The sequence below is a fragment of the Agrococcus sp. UYP33 genome (assembly GCF_054060915.1).
The window spans coordinates 675,417-694,639 of sequence record NZ_JBSSDR010000001.1 but is presented as its reverse complement, the minus strand read 5'-3'; the positions used below and the strand labels follow the sequence as shown (position 1 = coordinate 694,639).

The 19,223-nt window shown below is 72.9% G+C and carries 14 protein-coding genes; 9 read left to right on the top strand and 5 right to left on the bottom strand.

The annotated features are described in order from the left end of the window. Positions 1 to 159: 159 nt before the first annotated feature. Together ACVWW9_RS03340 and ACVWW9_RS03335 are read left to right on the top strand one after the other, a co-directional pair. Complete coding sequence (locus ACVWW9_RS03340; protein ID WP_456514365.1) at positions 160 to 1,803, top strand: APC family permease; 1,644 nt, start codon at positions 160 to 162, stop codon at positions 1,801 to 1,803. Positions 1,804 to 1,874: 71 nt separating this feature from the next. Next, positions 1,875 to 2,519: a TetR/AcrR family transcriptional regulator gene (locus ACVWW9_RS03335; protein WP_456514364.1), complete on the top strand. Its 645-nt coding sequence runs from the start codon at positions 1,875 to 1,877 to the stop codon at positions 2,517 to 2,519. Positions 2,520 to 2,525: 6 nt separating this feature from the next. Here the strand turns inward: ACVWW9_RS03335 and ACVWW9_RS03330 are convergent, their stop codons facing one another. Continuing rightward, positions 2,526 to 4,286, bottom strand: coding sequence for an amidase (locus ACVWW9_RS03330; RefSeq protein ID WP_456514363.1), 1,761 nt, complete (start codon positions 4,284 to 4,286; stop codon positions 2,526 to 2,528). 91 nt (positions 4,287 to 4,377) lie between these two features. Here ACVWW9_RS03330 and ACVWW9_RS03325 point away from each other — a divergent pair, with 91 nt between their 5' ends. Beyond that, positions 4,378 to 5,394: a LacI family DNA-binding transcriptional regulator gene (locus ACVWW9_RS03325; protein ID WP_456514362.1), complete on the top strand. Its 1,017-nt coding sequence runs from the start codon at positions 4,378 to 4,380 to the stop codon at positions 5,392 to 5,394. Between the two features lie 26 nt (positions 5,395 to 5,420). Here ACVWW9_RS03325 and ACVWW9_RS03320 read toward each other — a convergent pair whose 3' ends face one another. Further along, positions 5,421 to 6,794, bottom strand: coding sequence for a flavin monoamine oxidase family protein (locus ACVWW9_RS03320; protein WP_456514361.1), 1,374 nt, complete (start codon positions 6,792 to 6,794; stop codon positions 5,421 to 5,423). Positions 6,795 to 6,926: 132 nt separating this feature from the next. Here ACVWW9_RS03320 and ACVWW9_RS03315 point away from each other — a divergent pair, with 132 nt between their 5' ends. Continuing rightward, entirely contained in the window at positions 6,927 to 7,949 is a 1,023-nt protein-coding gene (locus tag ACVWW9_RS03315) for an agmatine deiminase family protein (protein ID WP_456514360.1), read from the top strand. A 75-nt stretch (positions 7,950 to 8,024) separates the two neighbouring features. On the opposite strand, the gene ACVWW9_RS03310 is transcribed toward ACVWW9_RS03315, so the two are convergent. Both ACVWW9_RS03310 and ACVWW9_RS03305 read right to left on the bottom strand, forming a co-directional pair. Then, positions 8,025 to 9,407: an NAD-dependent succinate-semialdehyde dehydrogenase gene (locus ACVWW9_RS03310; protein WP_456514359.1), complete on the bottom strand. Its 1,383-nt coding sequence runs from the start codon at positions 9,405 to 9,407 to the stop codon at positions 8,025 to 8,027. Between the two features lie 153 nt (positions 9,408 to 9,560). Then, positions 9,561 to 11,063 (bottom strand): PucR family transcriptional regulator, encoded by a 1,503-nt coding sequence (locus tag ACVWW9_RS03305; protein WP_456514358.1) that lies wholly within the window; start codon positions 11,061 to 11,063, stop codon positions 9,561 to 9,563. A gap of 97 nt (positions 11,064 to 11,160) precedes the next feature. Between ACVWW9_RS03305 and gabT the strand changes: the two genes are divergently transcribed. From gabT to ACVWW9_RS03290, 3 genes are read left to right on the top strand one after another with little or no spacing between them, the layout of a single operon-like run. After that, positions 11,161 to 12,504: a 4-aminobutyrate--2-oxoglutarate transaminase gene (gabT, locus tag ACVWW9_RS03300; RefSeq protein WP_456514357.1), complete on the top strand. Its 1,344-nt coding sequence runs from the start codon at positions 11,161 to 11,163 to the stop codon at positions 12,502 to 12,504. After that, positions 12,501 to 13,763 (top strand): Glu/Leu/Phe/Val family dehydrogenase, encoded by a 1,263-nt coding sequence (locus tag ACVWW9_RS03295; protein ID WP_456514356.1) that lies wholly within the window; start codon positions 12,501 to 12,503, stop codon positions 13,761 to 13,763. The genes gabT and ACVWW9_RS03295 overlap by 4 nt, the downstream gene beginning before the upstream one ends. Then, positions 13,760 to 15,244: an NAD-dependent succinate-semialdehyde dehydrogenase gene (locus tag ACVWW9_RS03290; protein ID WP_456514355.1), complete on the top strand. Its 1,485-nt coding sequence runs from the start codon at positions 13,760 to 13,762 to the stop codon at positions 15,242 to 15,244. Before ACVWW9_RS03295 ends, ACVWW9_RS03290 begins: the two co-directional genes overlap by 4 nt. Before the next feature lie 218 nt (positions 15,245 to 15,462). Here the strand turns inward: ACVWW9_RS03290 and ACVWW9_RS03285 are convergent, their stop codons facing one another. Beyond that, the gene (locus tag ACVWW9_RS03285) at positions 15,463 to 16,104 is read right to left on the bottom strand and encodes a TetR/AcrR family transcriptional regulator (protein WP_354258506.1); all 642 of its coding nucleotides are present in this window, start codon (positions 16,102 to 16,104) and stop codon (positions 15,463 to 15,465) included. Between the two features lie 84 nt (positions 16,105 to 16,188). Here ACVWW9_RS03285 and ACVWW9_RS03280 point away from each other — a divergent pair, with 84 nt between their 5' ends. Together ACVWW9_RS03280 and ACVWW9_RS03275 are read left to right on the top strand one after the other, a co-directional pair. Continuing rightward, positions 16,189 to 17,619, top strand: coding sequence for a purine-cytosine permease family protein (locus tag ACVWW9_RS03280; protein ID WP_456514354.1), 1,431 nt, complete (start codon positions 16,189 to 16,191; stop codon positions 17,617 to 17,619). After that, positions 17,616 to 19,220: an amidohydrolase gene (locus ACVWW9_RS03275; protein ID WP_456514353.1), complete on the top strand. Its 1,605-nt coding sequence runs from the start codon at positions 17,616 to 17,618 to the stop codon at positions 19,218 to 19,220. The genes ACVWW9_RS03280 and ACVWW9_RS03275 overlap by 4 nt, the downstream gene beginning before the upstream one ends. Positions 19,221 to 19,223: the final 3 nt, after the last annotated feature.

Below are 19,223 nucleotides of genomic sequence, written 5' to 3'. Positions count from 1 at the left end.
GCGGCCGCGCTGATGCTCGTCGCTCCGGGTGGATCCTCGCACGGCACGCCGCCGATCTTCACCGGCGAGCTCCACTTGCGCTTGTCGACCACATGGTCAACAATGGCGCGAGCGCCCGCTGCGCTGAGGCGCGGGCGACGAGCAGGCGAAGGAGCCTCCATGACGAGATCGATCGAGCGCACGGCTGAGGCCGCCCCGAAGGGCGGCGTCACGCGCAAGGGACTGGGCATCGGGAAGGTCGGCGTCATCGGCGGCGCCATCATCGGCGTCTCCGCGGTCGCACCCGCGTACACGCTGACCTCGGGGCTCGGGCCGGTCGTCGCCGAGGTCGGCCTGCAGGTGCCCGCGGTGCTGCTCATCGGGTTCGTGCCGATGCTCTTCGTGCTGTTCGGCTACCGCGAGCTGAATGCCGCGATGCCCGACTCCGGCACGAGCTTCACCTGGGCGACCCGCGCGTTCGGCCCGTGGATCGGCTGGATGGCCGGCTGGGGGCTCGTCGCGTCGACGATCCTGGTGCTATCGAACCTGGCCGCCGTCGCCGTCGACTTCCTCTTCATCCTGCTCGCGCAGGTAACGGGCGACGACTCGCTCGCCGACCTCACCGGCATCCTCTGGCTCAACCTCCTCATCACCGGCCTGTTCGTCGCGGGCGCCGCATGGATCAGCTACCGGGGCGTCGATGCGACGAAGAAGGTGCAGATCGGCCTGGTCGTCTTCCAGGTCGGCGCGCTCGTCTGGTACGCGATCGCCGCGTTCGTCGCGGTGGGGCAGGGCAACGGGTTCGACCCGCAGCCGGTCACCGCTGACTGGTTCAACCCGCTCGCGGCGTCGAGCCTCTCGGCCATGTCGGCCGGCGTCTCGCTCGCGATCTTCCTCTTCTGGGGCTGGGACACCGTCGTCACGATGAACGAGGAGGCGAAGGACCCGAAGCGCACGCCGGGCCGCGCCGCCATCGTGACCATCGTCGTCACCATGGCGCTCTACCTGCTCGTCACCATCGCCACGCTCGCGTACGCGGGCGTCGGCGAGACCGGCCTCGGCGCGGGCAACCCGGAGAACCAGGAGTCCATCTTCGCGGTGCTCGCCGAGCCGATCATGGGCCCGTTCGCGATCCTCATCTCGATCGCGATCCTGCTGAGCTCCGCCGCCTCGCTGCAGTCGACGATGATCTCGCCCTCGCGCACCATCCTCGCGATGGGGCACTACGGCGCGATGCCGCGCACCTTCAGCACGGTGAGCCCGCGCTTCCGCTCGCCGTCGGTCGCGACCCTCGCATCGGCGATCACCGCGATGGCGCTCTACGCCGTCATGAAGGTGCTCTCCGAGAACGCGCTCTGGGACACGATCAGCGCGCTCGGCATGATGGTCTGCTTCTACTACGGCATCACCGGCCTCGCCGCGGTCTGGTTCTTCCGCCGCTCCTGGTTCCGCAGCGTCCGGAGCGCGCTCACGCGCCTGGTGCTGCCGCTGCTCGGCGGCGTCGCCCTGCTCGCGCTCTTCTGCAAGACCGCGATCGACTCGATCGACCCCGCGTACGGCTCCGGCTCGGCGATCTTCGCCACGCGGTGGGATGCCGACGGCATGGCGCAGGACGGCGTCGGCCTCGTCTTCGTGGCGAGCATCGGCATCCTCGTGCTCGGCGTCGTGCTCATGCTGCTGCAGGCCCGGCGAGCGCCCGCCTTCTTCCGCGGCGAGGTGCTGCCCGTCGCGGTGGACGACCCGGATGCGCCCGACACCGCGGTGCTCGACGCGCATCACGACGGCACGGCGGCCGCCGACGACGAGCCGATCGCGCGCGTCTGACGCCCCACGGTGCTCCGGGCTCGAGGCTGCGCCTCGGCCGGAGCGTCGTCGTCTGCGGGAGGATGGGGAGCATGGAGACGAAGCCGCGACGCACCCGGAAGTCGCCCGACGACCGGCGAGCCGAGATCGCGGCGACCGCCCGGGTGATCGCGCTCGAGGAGGGCCTCGACGCGGTGACCCAGCGGGCCGTCGCGGGTCGCGCCTCGATGGCGTCGGCGCTCGTCGCGCACTACGTCGAGAGCATGGACGCGCTCGTCGCCGACACCTTCTCGGAGATCGTCGCGGAGGAGATCGGCGAGGTGCGGGAGCTCGTCGCGGCGGAGCCGAGCGCCACCGCGGGCCTCGTGGTGCTCATCGATGCGGCGCTCGACCCCCAGCGGCAAGACGTCACGTCGCTGTGGGTGCAGGCGTGGTCGCTCGGCCGGCACAACGCCGCGCTCGCCGCCGCCGTGCGGCTGCGGATGGACGAGTGGCTGTCGATCATCCGCGACGCGATCACCGCGGGTGCGGAGGCCGGCGCGCTGCGGTGCGACGACGTCGACGGCACTGCCCTGCACCTGCTCGCGATGATCGACGGGCTCAACGCGCACGAGCTGGTCCACTGGGGCGCCGGCGCCGCGCAGGGCGCGATCACGAAGCGGGCGGCCGAGGGACTGCTCGGCCTCGCGCCGGGCGCGCTCGAGGCGGCGGCCGACGGCGCGAGCGCTCGCGCCTGATCGCCCTCAGCCGAGGGCGGGCGTCCGCGGCGGCGCCGTCCGGCGATCGCCGGTCGCCTCGAACGCGGCTGCGGTGCGCAGCAGCGCCTCGTCGTCCCAGCCGCGGCCGGCGAAGGTGAGGCCGACGGGCATCCCGATGTCGGACATCGTCCCCATCGGCACGGTGACGGTCGGCACGCCGAGGTGGCGGATGGCGAGGTTGCCGTTCGCGACCCAGACGCCGTTGCGCCACGCGAGCGCCGCGGAGGCCGGGTCGACGTCGGCATCCGCGGGCCCGGCATCCGCCATCGCCGGGAACAGCACCGCGTCGAGTCCGAGCCCGTCCATCCACGCCTCGAGGTCGATCCGGCGCGTCTCCTCGAGCCCTCGCACCCCCTGCTCGAGCTCGGGGATCTCGAGGAACGACCCGACCGGGTGCTCGCGCACATGCCGCGGATAGTCGGCGATGTCGTCGTCGAAGCCGTCGTAGCGGTCGGGCAGCGCGCCCCCGGGGTGCGGGAAGATCGCGGCGCCATCGACGTCGGCGAGGCTGTCGAGGGCGGGATCGGCGTTCGCGGCGAGGAAGTCCTGCCACGCCCAGGCCGAGAGGTCGAGGATCTCGCGCCGCAGGAACGCCTCGGAGACGAGCCCACGGGTAGCGATCGTGGGAGCGCCGGCGCGGTCGCCCTCGTAGTTCGTGATGAGCGGGAAGTCGACCTCCACGACCTCCGCGCCGGCGGCCTCGAGGTCGCGACGGGCAGCCTCCCAGAGCGCGAGCACGCTCGCGCGCGGCTCGATGCGCTGCCCGGTCGGACCGCCGATGCCGGTGGCGCCGACGCCGGCCTCCGGGTCGGTGCCGAGGTACATGCGGGGCACGCCGAAGCGCTTGCCCGCGAGGGCGGCCCGCGCGGCGTCGGCGTCGACGGGTGCGAGCGCCGGGTAGGAGTCGGGCCGCACGGTCGAGGCCGACGGGATCGGCACCCACGGCTGCCCGCGCCAGAAGTCGCCCCGAGCATCCGGGTCGTCGGCGACGATCACGTCGAGGATCTCGAGCAGGTCGGCCATGGTGCGCGCGTGCGGCACCACGACGTCCATCGTCGGCACGAGCGGCCAGTTGCCGCGCACCGAGATGACGCCGCGGGAGGGCGTGTAGGCGCACAGCGCGTTGCACGAGGCGGGGGCGCGGCCGCTCGACCAGGTCTCCTCGCCGAGCCCGAAGGCCGCGAGGCTCGCGGCCGTCGCCGTGCCCGAGCCGTTCGACGATCCGGAGGCGAACGCCGAGGTCAGGTATGCCGCGGAGTAGGGGCTCTCCGCTCGGCCGTAGACCCCGCGCTGCATGCCGCCGTTCGCCATCGGCGGCATGTTCGTGAGGCCGAGGCAGATGGCGCCCGCCGCGCGCAGGCGCTCGATCGTCGCCGCGTCGCGCTGCGCGACCAGGTCGGCGAAGGCCGGGCTGCCGGCTGCGGCGGTGAGCCCGCGCACGAGGAAGCTGTCCTTGGCGGTGTAGGGGATGCCGTCGAGCGGCCCGAGCGTGCGGCCGGACGCCCGGCGGCGATCCGCTTCGGCCGCCTCGTCGAGCGCCCGCTCGTTGCGGACGACGACCGCGTTGAGCGCCGTCGCGCTGCCGGGCTCGTCGAAGGCCGCGATGCGCGCGAGGTACGCCTCCACGAGGTCGACGCTCGTGGTCGCGCCGGATGCCAGCCAGTCGCGCAGCTGCGCGATGGATGCCTCGTGCACCTCGACCGCGCGGGCAGACGAGGGGGAGTCGGAGTCGGGATGAGCGAGCATGGCGTGACCTTCCGGACGGCGGTGTCGTCGTCACCTTAAACGATTAAGCGGTGACGGCGCAAGGGTCCCGCCGGTGGGTTAGCCTCGACGCGTGACCACCGCCCGCCCGACGCTCCGCGACGTCGCCGCGGCGACGGGCGTGTCGGTCGCCGCGGCCTCGATGGCCCTGCGCGGCCTGCCCGGCGTCTCGGACGCGACGCGTGAGCGCGTGCTCGAGGCCGCGCGCGAGCTGCGGTACGAGCCCAACGCGAGCGCGCGGAGCCTCCGCACCGCGAGCTACCGGACGATGGGGCTGCTGCTGCCGAGCACCGGCGGCACCTCGCCGTACTACGCGGAGTTCGCGTTCGGGGTCGTCGACGCCGCCCACGCGCGCGGGTGGTCGGTCATCCTGCTGCCGCGCCCCGCCGCCGACGCGCCGGCCGCCGCCCACGTCGACGGATTCGTGATCATCGACGCCGCCGCCGGCGACGCGGCGGTCGATGCGCTGCTCGATGACGGCAGGCCCGTCGTGAGCGGCGAGCGCGTCGCTCGTGCCGCGCCGTCGCTCGTCGCGAGCGTCACTGCCGACCACGCCTCCGCGACGGTCGAGCTGCTCGATCACCTGTCGCGGGCGGGCGCCGCCCGGATCGCCGCCCTGCTGCCACCCGCCGACACGGCGTGGGGCGCGGAGGTGGCGGAGGCGCACCGAGCGTGGTGCGCGCAGCGCGGTCTCCCCGCGCTCATGACGACCATCGGCTTCGAGCCCGACGCCCGTGAGGTGGAGGCGGCGACCCGCCGGCTGCTCGAGGACGCCGCGGTCGACGCGATCCTCACCGTGCCGAGCGGCACCGCCGGCCCGGTCGCGGCCGCCGCTGCGCGCGACGGGCGCCGGGTCGGGGTCGACCTGCTGCTCGCGGCCTACGTCGACGAGCCGGCGCTCTCGCTGCTGACGCCGCAGGTGACGGCGCTCGACCTGCATGAGCGGGAGCACGGCGCCCGCTGTGCGGCCGAGCTCATCGATGCGCTCAGCGGTGCGGAGCCCGGTGCTGCGCCCGACGTCGCGCCCGGCACGCTGCGCCCGACGCTCGTCGCCCGGGCCAGCACGCGCGAAGGCCGGCCGCGCCCGTAGCGCCGCCGGCCTCCGATCGCGTGCTGCTAGGCCAGTGCTGCGATGACGTCCTTCGCCGCCGCCCAGCCCGAGCGGATGCCGCCGTCGACGTGCTGGAAGCCGTGCCCGGCGAAGTCGCTGCACGCCCAGTGGATGGGGCCGACCGGCGTGCGCTGGTCCGCGCCGTAGCGCGTCAGCCCACCGAGGTCGTACGAGGCGGCGTAGGCGCCGCGCGTCCACTCCTCCGTGCCCCAGTCGCTCTCGAAGTAGACGATCGGCTCGCCAGCCTCGTCGCCGAAGTAGTGCACGAGGCTCGTGAGGATGCGCTGCTTGCGCTCCTCGGCCGGGAGCGCGAAGACCTCGTCGGCGTGCTCGTCAGAGACGAAGCCGACGAGCGTGCCCTTCTCGTCCTCGTGGTTCGAGTTGTCGTATGCCTCGTGCACGAGCTCGTACGGGCTGAACGCGGTGCCCGAGAGCCCCTTGTCGCGCCAGAACGGCCGGTCGTAGACGGCGTGCACCTTGATGACCAGCCCGAGCGACAGGTGCTGGTGCAGCTGGTGCTGCCGGCGGGGGAGCGGCGGCTGGTAGTCGATGCGCGAGAACAGGTTCGGCGGCATGGCCACGATGACGCGCTTGCCGCGCACCGTGCCACGGTCGGAGACGACCGTCACGCCGTCGGCCCCGTGCTCGATGCGGCGGACGGGGGCGTCGAGCACGACGCGGTCGCCGAGCGCCGCGGCGAGCGCGAGCGGCACGCCCTGCAGGCCGCCGACCACGCGGCGGTCGAGGATGAACTCCGAGTCGACGAGGTTCGAGAACGAGCCGGCGGACGCCGCCATGAACACCGCCTGCAGCGCGCTGAAGGCGTGGGCGGGCTTCGTCAGCATCGCCTCGGCGATGAAGAGGGAGATGTGGCGGCGGGCGAGCGCGTCGTCGGTCTGCGCCTCGAGCCACTCCTCGAACGACACGGTGTCGAGCTCGCGCGCCTGCGGGTGCGCCCACGGTGCATCGGGGTCCATCGCGGCGGCGAGCTCGTCGAGCACGACCGTCAGGCGCTCCATCTCGGCCTCGGTCTCGGCCGGCACGGGCAGCTGCTCGCCGAGGAACTCGACGCGCTCGCCGCCGTCGGCGATGTAGACGTTCTGGCCTTCGCGGTACCGAGCGAAGGTCTCGAGGCCGAGCGCATCGATGGTCTCGAGCAGCGCGGACTGGTCGGGGGAGACCCACTGGCCGCCGATCTCGAGCATCGCGCCGTCGATCTCACGGGTCCAGAGCCTGCCGCCGACGCGGTCGCGGGCCTCGAGCACGACGACCTCGTGCCCGGCTTCGCGCAGCCGCGTCGCCGCCGAGAGGCCAGCCACGCCTGCGCCGATGATGACGACGTCGCACTCGCGATGCTCGTCGAGCTGGTGGTTGCTCATCCTGTGTCTCCTTCGTCGTGCAGGTGGGAGGACGCCGCGCGGGTCGGCATTGACGGGAGCCATCGTCCTCAGTACGGTCGCTACAACTGTTGATCGCTTGGTCAATAGTAGGTGGCGAGAGGGACGATCGCAATGACATGGCGGATGCCTGCGGAGACGGCCGAGCACGAGCGCACCTGGATGGCGTTCCCCAGGGAGGGCGTGACGCTCGGCGGCACGGCCGAGGAGCGGCAGGAGGGCTACGAGGCGTGGGCTGCGGTGGCGAACGCCGTCGCCGGGTTCGAGCCGGTCACGATGGTCGCCGACCCGTCCGAAGTCGCTCGGGCGCGCCGGATGCTCGACGGTGCGATCGAGGTCGTCGAGGCGCCGCTCGACGAGTTCTGGATGCGCGACGTCGGCCCCACCTTCGTGCTCGACGACGGCGGCCGGCTCGGCGCCGTGGACTGGATCTTCAACGGCTGGGGCGCACCGGCGTGGGCCGAGTGGCAGCTCTCGGCAGCCCTCGGGACGACCGTCGGCGCGCTCGCCGGCGCCGAGCGCATCGGCTCGCTGCTCGTGAACGAAGGTGGCGGCATCCACGTCGACGGCGAGGGCACGGTGCTGCTCACCGAGACCGTGCAGCTCGACCCCCGCCGGAATCCGCACGTGGATCGAGCGCGGGTGGAGGCGGAGCTCGCGCGCACGATCGGCGCCGAGCGCGCGATCTGGCTGCCGCGCGGGCTCACGCGCGACTACGAGGAGTTCGGCACCAACGGGCACGTCGACATCGTCGCCGCCTTCGCGTCGCCCGGACGGGTGCTGCTCCACGAGCAGCAGGACCCGTCGCATCCCGATCACGCCGTGAGCCAGGAGATCCGCGCGGTGCTCGAGGCGAGCACCGACGCCCGCGGGCGCGCGATCGAGGTCATCGCGCTCCCGGCGCCCGCGACGCTGCGCGACGACGAGGGCTTCGTCGACTGGAGCTACGTCAACCACTCGGTGGTGAACGGCGGCGTCGTCGTCTGCGGCTTCGGCGAGCCGGAGGCCGACGCACGGGCGCGCGAGGTGCTGGCCGAGGCCTACCCCGGCCGCGAGGTCGTCACGGTCGACGCGCGGCCGATCTTCGCGCGTGGCGGTGGCATCCACTGCATCACGCAGCAGCAGCCGCGCGCCTGACCGCGCGGCGATGACCGCATGAGGATGGCCCCGGATCCAGCGATCCGGGGCCATCGTCGTGTGCGGCTGCGCTCGTCAGCCGACGATGAGCTTCTTGTTCATGAACTCCTCCATGCCGTGGGGGCCGAGCTCGCGGCCGAAGCCGCTTCTCTTGGTGCCGCCGAAGGGCATGTCGTAGTCCTCGGAGCCGGCGCCGTTGATGGAGACCATGCCGGCGTCGATGCGGTCGGCGACGGAGGCGGCGAGCTCCGGGTCGGTGCACCACAGGCGTGCGCCGAGGCCGAAGGGGGTGCCGTTCGCGATCCGGAGCGCGTCGTCGACGTCCGTCGCCCGGTAGACGGTGCCGACGGGGCCGAACAGCTCCTCGCGGAACGCGTCCATCTCGTCGGTGACGCCGCCGAGCAGCGCGGGCGTGATGCGCGCGTCACCGGTCGCGGTGATGGTGCCGGCGAGCACCTGCGCGCCCTCGGCGACCGCGGCGCCCGTCTGCTCCCGCAGCCGGTCGGCGGCGGCCTGCGACGAGAGGGGGCCGACGAGCGCGTCCTCGTCGTCGGCGTCGCCGACCGGGAGGGCGGTGATCGCGGCGGCGAGCTTCTGCGTGAACTCGTCGTAGAGGTCGTCGATGACGATGAACCGCTTCGAGGCGTTGCAGGACTGGCCGGAGTTCTCCATCCGCGTCTCGACCGCCGCCTCCACGACCGCGTCCATGTCGTCGGTGGAGAGGACGATGAACGGGTCGGAGCCGCCCAGCTCCAGCACCACCTTCTTCAGGTGGCGGCCGGCGATCTCGGCGACCGTGGCGCCGGCGCGCTCGGAGCCGGTGAGGGACACGCCGCGGACCCGCGGGTCGGGGATGACGATGTCGCCGATCTGGTCGTTGGTGGCGAAGATGTTCTCGTACGCGCCCGCCGGCAGCCCCGCCTCGGCGAGGATCTCGGCGATCACGGTCGCCGACCACGGGCACTGCGGCGCGTGCTTCAGCAGCACCGTGTTGCCGAGCATCAGGTTCGGGAACGCGAACCGCGCCACCTGGTAGTAGGGGAAGTTCCACGGCATGATGCCGAGGATCACGCCCTGCGCCGACTTCCGCACCCGCGCATCCACACCGGAGCGCACCTGCAGCACCTCGTCGGCGAGGAACGCTTCCGCGTTGTCGGCGTAGTACTGCACGATCTCGCCCGAGAACTCCGCCTCGAACACGCCCTGCGCGAGCGGCTTCCCCATCTCGGTGCGGATGATCTCCGCCAGCTCACGGCTGCGCGACGCGAACGCCTCCGCCGCCCGGCCGAGGACCGCCGCCCGCTCCGCCAGCGGCGTCGACCGCCACGGCTCATAGGCCGCATGCGCGCGCTCGATCGCGGCACGCACCTCGTCGTCCGTCGCGGTCGGGAACTCCTTCACGACCTGACCCGTGTACGGGTCCGTCACGCGGTAGTGGCTCAGCTGGTTCTCGCTCATCGATTCCTCCTCGGATCGGTGTTGGCGTCATCGTGCGGTCGACGGCGACCGGCGGATGCGCGGCGACGCCCGGGGATGGCACGCGGGCGTCGCGACTGACATTAAACGATTGAGCGTGCTCCTGTCACGCGCCGGCCTCCGTCGCCTGCTCGATCAGGGCCGCTGCCAGCGCGGCACGTCGGCGGCCCGGAGCAGCGCCCAGAGCGTGGCGCGATCGGCGAACGCGTCGGCATCGAGCTGCAGCTGCTCGGCGATCGCCCGGATGCGGCTGCGCACGGAGTGCCGGTGCATCCCCACGATGCGAGCCGTCGCGTCCCAGCTGCAGTCCTGCTCGAACCAGGTGTGCACGAGCGCGAGGCGCTCCGCGCCGTCGGCCTCTGCGGCGATCGGCGAGAGCTGTGCGCGGGCGGCATCGCGGGCGTCGCGGTCGTCGAGCATCCCGAGCAACCCGTCGAGCGCTCGTTCGAACGTCGCGGTCGCCGCGCCGGTCCGCTTCGCGCGCTGCAGCGCGGCGGCCGCCTCAGAGGCCGCGACCGGCGCGTGCCGCCAGGACGACGGCTGCGAGACGCCCGCGGTGGCATCGAGCCGCGCGAGGAAGGCATCGAGCCGCTCGCGCTCCGCGAGCGAGACGACGAAGAGCAGCCGCTCGCCGTCGGCCGTCCACAGCACGTCGCCCGCGGTGTCGCGCAGCGCGTCCTCCATGGCGTAGCGAGCGAGCGCCGTCTCGGCGCTCGCCACCACGATCGGCTCGGACGGCAGCCGGCGACCCGTCTTGAGCAGCAGCGCGCCGACCGCATCGGCCTGCCCCTCGAGCGCGAGCGCGGCGAGCGCGCCCTCGAGCTCGTTGAGCCGCCGCGTCGCGTCGACCGCGCTGACGAGCGAGAACTCGAGCCACGCCGCGGCGACGGTCGCGACCGACTGCGCTGCGGTGTCGAGCGGCTCGCGCGTCCAGATGCAGACGCAGCCGAGCGACCGGTCGCCCGACCCGAGCGTCGCGACGGTCACGGATCCCTCGGCCGTCACGACGGTCGACGTCGTGCGACGCGCCGAGCGCAGCGTCTCACGCGCCGCTGCGAGCGCGGCCGGGGGCACGGCGGTCCGGCTCGTCGCCCGCTCCCGCCCCGTGCTGTCGAGGAGCGCCACGCCGGCGCCGAGCTCCGTCGCGAGCCGCCGCACGACCGCGCGGTGCCCTGTCGGGGCGAGCGCGGCGGCGGCGACCGCTCGCTGGGCGCTCGTCGCCCACCGCTCGCGGTCGCGCTGCAGGTCGGCGCACCAGTGGATGATCGCGAGGAACGGTGTCGCGAGCGGCACCTCGAACAGCGGCAGCTCCGCGGCTGCGCAGGCGTCCACGAGCGCCGACGGCACCTCCGGCGCGTGCAGGCCGGTGGCGAAGCCGAGCCCGAGGATGCCGCCGCGCACCAGGGCGTCGACGTAGGCGTCGGCCGAACCCTCGCGCTCGAGCAGCTGGCGCCCGGTCGTCAGCAGCACGTGCCCGGGGGAGAGGAACGGCGTGGGGTCGTCGAGGTCGGAGCTCGCGATCCAGGCGATCGGTGCGTCGCGGCGCGCGTCGCCCGCGACGAGCGACCGCACGTCGAGCTGCCGCTGCCCCAGGAGGCGGACGATCGTCGCAGTGCCGGGGGTGCCATCGGTTGCCATGGCGGCAATCATGGCAGCGATCCGTGCCGCAGTGGCACACCCGCCTGCGTGCGAGTCGCCGTAGCGTGCGAGCACACCGAGAGAACGGAAGCCCACCATGCACGCGATCGACGACGTCGTCGGAGGACCCGCACTGGCGCAGGTCCGCGAGCTGCGCACGCCCATCCCCGGACCGCGCTCCACCGAGATGCTCGCGCGCAAGCGCGAGGCGGTCGCGGACGGCGTCGGGATCACCCTGCCGGTCTTCGTCGAGGCGGCGGGCGGCGGCATCGTGCGCGACATCGACGGCAACTCGCTCATCGACCTGGGCTCCGGCATCGCCGTGACGTCGGTCGGCAACGCGCACCCCGGTGTCGTCGCAGCGAGCGCCGAGCAGCTCGGCCGCTTCACGCACACCGCCTTCACCATCACCGGCTACGAGGGCTACGTCGCCGTGTGCGAGGCGCTCAACCGCATCACGCCCGGCGACCACGCCAAGCGCAGCGCGCTCTTCAACTCGGGTGCCGAGGCCGTCGAGAACGCCATCAAGATCGCCCGCGCCTCGACCGGTCGGAGCACCGTCGTCGCCTTCGACCACGCGTACCACGGCCGGACCAACCTCACGATGGCGCTCACGGCGAAGTCGATGCCCTACAAGCGCGGCTTCGGGCCGTTCGCCGGCGACGTGCACCGCGCGCCGATGTCGTACCCGTTCCGCGACGGCCGCACGGGCGAGGAGGCCGCCCGCATCGCGATCGAGCGGATCGAGCGCCAGGTCGAGCTCGACGAGATCGCCGCCGTCATCATCGAGCCGATCCAGGGCGAGGGGGGCTTCGTCGTCCCGGCCGACGGCTTCCTGCCGGCGCTCGCCGACTGGGCCGCGAGCCACGGCATCGTCTTCATCGCCGACGAGATCCAGACCGGCTTCGCCCGCACGGGCGAGATGTTCGCGTCCACGCACTCCGGGATCGTGCCCGACCTGATCGTCACGGCGAAGGGCATCGCCGGAGGCCTGCCGCTCTCGGCGGTGACCGGCCGCGCCGAGCTCATGAACGCCGCGCACGCCGGCGGCCTCGGCGGCACCTACGGCGGCAACCCCGTCGCGTGCGCAGCAGCGCTCGCCTCGATCGCCGCGTTCGAGGACGGCCTGGTCGAGCGGGCCCGCGAGATCGGCGACATCATCCGCGAGCGGCTCGAGGCGCTGCGGGCGACCGATCCCCGCGTCGGGGACGTGCGCGGCCACGGCGCCATGATGGCGCTCGAGCTCGTCGACCCCGTGACCGGCCGGCCCGACGCCGCACTCACCGCTCGCGCCGCTGCCGCGTCGCACGCGGCAGGCGTCATCGTGCTCACGTGCGGCACCGACGGCAACGTCATCCGCCTCCTGCCGCCGCTGTCGATCGGCGACGACCTGCTGCGCGAGGGCCTCGACGTCCTCAGCGACGCGATCGCACGCGGATGACCGCCCTGCTCACGGCCCCGCTCGGGCCGCTCGACGAGGCGCGCGCGCAGCTGGCCGACGCCGTCGAGATCCTGGGCCTCGACGACGGCGTCGCCGCGATGCTCGCGGTGCCGCGGCGCGAGATGACCGTCGCCGTGCCACTGCGGCGCGACGACGGCTCGATCACGACCTTCATCGGGCACCGCGTGCAGCACAACCTCTCGCGCGGCCCCGCGAAGGGCGGCCTCCGCTACAGCTCCGCCGTCGACCTCGACGAGGTGCGCGCGCTGGCCATGTGGATGACGTGGAAGTGCGCGCTGCTCGACGTGCCCTACGGCGGCGCGAAGGGCGGCATCGCCGTCGACCCGCGCGCGCTGAGCGACGGCGAGCTCGAGCGGCTCACGCGGCGCTACACGAGCGAGATCCTGCCGATCATCGGGCCGACCCGCGACATCCCGGCGCCCGACATCGGCACCGACGAGCGCACGATGGCGTGGATGATGGACACCTACTCCACGGCCGTCGGCCACACCGTGCCGGGCGTCGTGACAGGGAAGCCCCTGAGCCTCGGCGGATCCCGCGGACGAGCGAGCGCCACCTCGGCGGGCGTCGCCCTCATCGCCCGCGCGGCGCTCGAGCACGTCGGCATCCCGGTGCGCGGAGCGACCGCGAGCGTGCAGGGCTTCGGCAAGGTCGGCCGCGACGCCGCCCGCTTCCTCGCCGAGTCGGGCTGCCGGATCGTCGCGGTGAGCGACGCCGACGGCGCTGTCACGAGCGCAGCGGGTCTCGACATCGCCGCGCTCTCGGCCTACGCGGCGCGGACCGGTTCGGTCGCCGGGTTCCCCGGCGGTGACCCGATCGAGCCGGCGCGCGTGCTCGAGCTCGACGTCGACCTGCTGGTCCCGGCCGCGGTCGAGGGCGTGCTCCACGCCGGCAACGCCTCGCGCGTCACAGCTCGCGTCATCGTCGAGGGCGCGAACGGCCCGACCACGAGCGAGGCGGATGCGATCCTCGAGGCGCGAGGGACGCTGGTCGTCCCCGACATCCTGGCGAACGCCGGCGGCGTGCTCGTCTCCTACTTCGAGTGGGTGCAGGCCAACCAGTCGTACTGGTGGACCGAGCGCGACGTGCAGGAGCGCCTGGGCGAGCGCATGACCCGAGCATGGGGCGACGTGCTCGACGAAGCACGACGGCGAGGCGTCTCGCTGCGCACCGCCGCGACCTGCCTCGCCGTGGAGCGAGTCGCACAGGCACACAAGCTGAGAGGACTGTACCCGTGAGCACCACGACCGACACATCCATCCGCGAGGCCGAGGTCCTCGATGCCGTCCGCGGCCAGCTGTTCATCGGCGGCGACTGGGTCGATGGGGAGCAGGGCACGATCGACGTGCGCGACCCGGCGACCGGGGAGGTGCTGAAGCAGATCGCGAACGGTTCGGTCGACGACGGCGTGCGCGCGCTCGACGCTGCCGTCGAGGCGCAGGAGGCGTGGGGCCGGACGCCGGCGCGGGTGCGGGGGGAGGTCCTGCGGAAGGCGTTCGATCTGCTGCAGGAGCGGAAGGAGGAGTTCGCGCTCCTCATGACCCTCGAGATGGGGAAGCCGCTCGCCGAGGCCCGGGGCGAGGTCGCCTACGGTGGCGAGTTCCTGCGCTGGTTCTCGGAGGAGGCGGTGCGGATCGATGGCCGCTACACGATGACCCCCGAGGGCACGGGCCAGATGATCGTCACCCACCGGCCCGTGGGTCCCTGCTTCCTCATCACCCCGTGGAACTTCCCGCTCGCGATGGCGACCCGGAAGCTAGGTCCTGCGCTCGCGGCCGGCTGCACCGCGGTCGTGAAGCCCGCGACCCTCACGCCCCTGACGACGCTCGCGCTCGTGGGCCTGCTGGAGGAGGCAGGGCTCCCCAAGGGCGTCGTGAACGTCATCACCACCAAGTCCACCGGGGCGCTCTCGGAGCGGCTGCTGGCCGACCCGCGCCTCCGGAAGGTGTCGTTCACCGGGTCGACGCCGGTGGGGGTGCAGCTGCTGAAGCTGGCGGCGGACAACGTGCTGAAGGCGTCGATGGAGCTGGGCGGGAACGCCCCGTTCGTGGTGTTCGACGACGCGGACCTCGACAAGGCGGTGGAGGGGGCGCTGCTGGCGAAGTTCCGCAACATCGGGCAGGCCTGCACGGCCGCGAACCGGTTCATCGTCCACGAGTCCGTCGCCGACGAGTTCTCGAAGCGGATCGGCGAGGCGGTCAAGGGCATGAAGATCGGCCGCGGCACCGAGGAGGGCGTGCAGATCGGCCCGCTGGTGGAGGACAAGGCGGTCGACAACGCGGTCCGGCTGGTCGACGGGGCGGTCGCCAACGGGGCGACCCTCGTCACCGGCGGGAAGGCGATCGACGGGCCCGGCTCGTTCTTCCAGCCGACCGTGCTGGACGGGGTGACGGCGGAGATGGCGGTGTCGATCGAGGAGATCTTCGGGCCGGTGGTGGCGATCCAGCGGTTCGCGACCGAGGACGACGCGGTGCGGCTCGCGAACGCGACCGAGTACGGGCTGGTCGGCTACGTGTTCACCGAGGACACCAAGCGCGGGCAGCGGATGATCGACCGCATCGACACCGGCATGATGGGCCTCAACGTCGGCGTCGTCTCCAACGCCGCAGGACCGTTCGGCGGGGTGAAGCAGTCCGGGCTCGGCCGCGAGGGCGGCGCGGAGGGCATCCACGAGTACCTCGAGACGAAGTACACCCTCATGCCCAACCCCTTCGCCTAGCCGGAGTCGTCTCGATACGCGCGCCCTCCGGGCGTGCTACTCGACGCGCGGGTGGGGCGCAGCCCGCACGCGCATCGAGATCACCGCGGGTTCGTCTCGATACGCGCGCCCTCCGGGCGTGCTACTCGACGAGCGTGTGAGGGCGTGCAGCTCGACGAGCGGCGCCCCCACCCGCTGATCGAGTAGCGGCGCGGGCGCAGCCCGCACGCGTATCGAGATCACTCGCCTCGTGCGTCGTCGATCGCTCGCCGCAGCGTGCCGGGCGGGAGCGCCAGGGCCCACTCCGCCACGTCCGACGCGAAGGTCGCGGAGGCGGGGTGCTCCTCCTCGATCGCGCTGTTGACGGAGGAGCCGCGACCGTCGATGGCGATCCAGATCCGCACGCTCGCCGCCTCGGCATCCGTCTCGGCGAACTCGCCGGCAGCGATGCCGTCCGTGACCAGCTGCGTGAGGCGCGCCCGGTCGAGCAGGTCCTGCTCGTCGAGCGTGCGGTTGAGCGTCGGGCTGAAGCGCGACAGGTGCCGCGCGTTGAGCCACAGCCGCGCGAGCGGCAGCGACGCGCCGCTCTCGATGTAGCCGATGAGGTGCGCCAGGCGCCGCAGCGCATCGCCCTCCGCCGGGAAGAACCGCTCGCGCTCGATGATCGCGGCGCGGGCGAACCCCTCCACGACGAGGTCCTCCGCGGCGGGGAAGTAGTGCGTGATGAGCCCGGGGCGCACGCCGAGCCGCTCCGCGACCGCGCGGAGCGTGATCCGCTCGAGGCCCTCGTCGATGGCGATCGACGCGGCGGCCGCCAGGATCTCCTCGCGCCGCTCCTCCGGCCGCTTCCGGGATCTGCGCTGGGCAGTGCTTGACGTCATGCCGTCCATGCTATTGACTGTGTGACCAACAGTCCATTGGGCGCATGACCAATAGCAACGACGCTCGGTCCGGAGAGGAAGCGCATGTCCCAGATCTCGAACACCCCGGAGGCGTTCGTCGACACCGCCGCCCGACCGGAGACCCGCGGCATCGAGCTGATCGGCGACGCTGCCCGGCACGGGCGGGCGCGCGACCTCGTGCTGGTGTGGGCGGCGCCCGGCGTCAGCATCCTCAACTTCACCATCGGCGCGACGCTGATCCTGCTCGGGCTCGAGATCTGGCAGGCGATCGGCGTGATCCTCGCCGCGTCGCTGCTCTGGGTCCTGCCCGGCGTCATCGCGGCGAGCGGACCCGCCGCCGGCACCTCGGGCTCCGTCGTGACGCGCGCGATGTACGGGATCCTCGGCAACCGGCTCTTCGTGGCCTTCGTCGGCTGGTTCATCGGCGCCGTGTTCCTGTCGCTGACCTGGCTGGCATCGTCGTTCATGGGCGCCGACCTGCTCCGGCGGCTCGGCGTCGACGACCCGGTGTGGGTGCCCATCGGGGTGACGCTCGTGGTCTCCACGGTGACGGTCGTCGTGGCGATCTTCGGCCACGGGCTCATCCTGCGGGCCTACCCCGCGATGGCCGCGGTGCTGTTCGTCGTCTTCCTGCTGGTCACGGCGTTCATCCTGCCGACGGTCGACTGGTCGTACGCCAACCCCGAGCCGCTCGAGGGCACCGCGCTGCTGTCGTCGCTGTCGATCGGCTTCACGATCCTCGGGTCGACGCCGCTGTCGTTCATCAACAGCCCGGACATCGCCCGCTACCTGCCGCGCTCGACCAAGCCGTCGCACATCGCAGCCGCGACGGCGCTCGGCGGCGCGGTGCCGTTCATCGTGTTCACGAGCGTCGGCGTGCTGCTGGCGACGGGGCTGAGCGAGTCGGCGTTCGAGATCGGGCTCGACGCGGCCCTGTTCGAGCTGCTGCCGGTCTGGCTCGCGCCCATCCTCGTCGTCGGCGTCGTCGTCAACACGATCGCCCTCAACGCGATGACCACCTACACGTCGAGCATGGCGCTGCAGGCGATCGGGTTCCGGCTCCGCCGCATCCCCGCGGCCATCATCGTCGGCATCGTGGGCACCGCGCTCACGATCTACCTCGTGCTGTCGTCGAGCCTGCTCGAGGCCGCGAACCTCATGCTGCAGTTCCTCGTCATCGTCTCGGGGCCGGCGATGGCGATCTTCGTCGTCGACGTGCTGCTGCGCCGCTACGCCTACGACGGCGTCGACCTGTTCGACGACCGTCGGGGTGGCCGGTTCTGGTACACCGGCGGATGGAGCATCCCGGGCCTCGCGGCGCTGTTCGCCGGAGGCGCGACGACGGCGGTGTGCCTGGCGACCGATGTCTGGGTCGGCCCGGTCGCGCAGGCGACGGGGTTCGTCGACCTGTCCGTGCCGGTGGGGATGCTCGTCGCCGGGACGATCTACGCGGTGCTGCTCCGCACACCGCTCGCGAAGGAGGGACGACCGTGACCACGCTCTACCGCAACGGACGCATCTTCACCGCCGATCCGAACGCCGCTTGGGCCGAGGCGCTCGTCGTCGACGGCGACAGCATCGCGTTCGTCGGCGCCGACGCCGACGCGCCGCAGGCCGACGAGACGGTCGACCTCGAGGGACGCCTGGTGCTGCCCGGCTTCACCGATGCGCACACCCACCTCCTGATGCTGGGCGCAGCGCTCGGCCAGGTCGGCCTCACCGACGCGCAGAGCCTCGACGAGATCCAGGCGCTGCTCCGCGACGCGCGCGCCGCCGACCCGGGCGCGACCGCCATCTGGGGCCGCGGCTGGCTCTTCGGGTCCATCCCGGGCGGCAGGCCGACCGCGGCGATGCTCGACGCCGCGGTGCCCGACATCCCCGTCTACCTCGACGCCAACGACTACCACTCGTGCTGGGTCAACACGGCGGCGCTCGCCGAGCTGGGCATCACGCGCGAGACGCCCGACCCGCTCGGTGGCGAGATCGTCCGTGACGAGCACGGCGAGCCGACAGGGCTGCTGCTCGAGACGGCCGCCACCCACCACGCGTGGGCCCATCGCGACGCGGTCACGATCGACGCTGACCGGGATGCCGGGGCCGAGCGAGCCATCGAGGCATACCTCGCCGCCGGCGTCACCGGCGTCGTCGACATGGCGTTCGACGAGCTCGGGCTGGCCGCGCTGCGGCGCATGCAGGAGCGGCGGGGCGACCTGCCGATCCGCGTCGCCGCGCACTGGTTCATCGACAACACCGGCGACGAGGCGCAGAACCTCGCGCAGGTGGCCCGGGCCGTCGAGCTCGCGGCCGACCCCTCGACCCCGTGGCTGCGGGTCGTCGGCATCAAGCTCATCCTCGACGGCGTGATCGACGCGTGCACCGCGGCCATGCGGCATCCCTACGCCGACGGCTCGAACGCCGACCCGATCTGGCCCGCCGAGCACCTCGAGCCCGTCGTCGCCGCGGCCGACGCGGCGGGGCTGCAGGTCGCGATGCACGCAATCGGCGACCTCGCGAGCGACGTGGCGCTGACGGCGATCGAGCGTGCCGTCGCGAGCAACGGCGACCGTCCGCGCCGGCACCGCATCGAGCACCTCGAGTACGCGGCGCCCGGCACCGCCGAGCGGATGGCGCGGCTCGGCGTCACGGCGTCGATGCAGCCGGTGCACGCCGACCCGGCGATCTTCGCCAACTGGGCCGAGATGCTCGGCGACGAGCGGGTCGAGCGCGCGTTCCCGTGGGTCGAGTACGAGGATGCCGGGGCGCTGCTGGCGTTCTCGACCGATGCGCCCACCGCCCCGCACGGCGCGCTCGCGAACATGTACGTGGCGGCCACCCGCGCATCGGCCCTGGATCCCAGCGTGCCCGCCGTGCATCCGCACTTCGCCCTGCCGCTCGAGCGCGCCATCGGCCACGCCACCCGCGACGCGGCGGCCTCCGTGGGCGACGGCGGATGGCGCGGGCGTCTCGCCGTCGGGTTCGCCGCCGACCTCGTCGTGCTCGACCGCGATCCCTTCACGGCCGGCGCGCGGTCGCTGCTCGAGGCCCAGGTGGTCGAGACGATCGTCGCCGGGCGCACGCTCTATAAGAAGGAGTGAGCG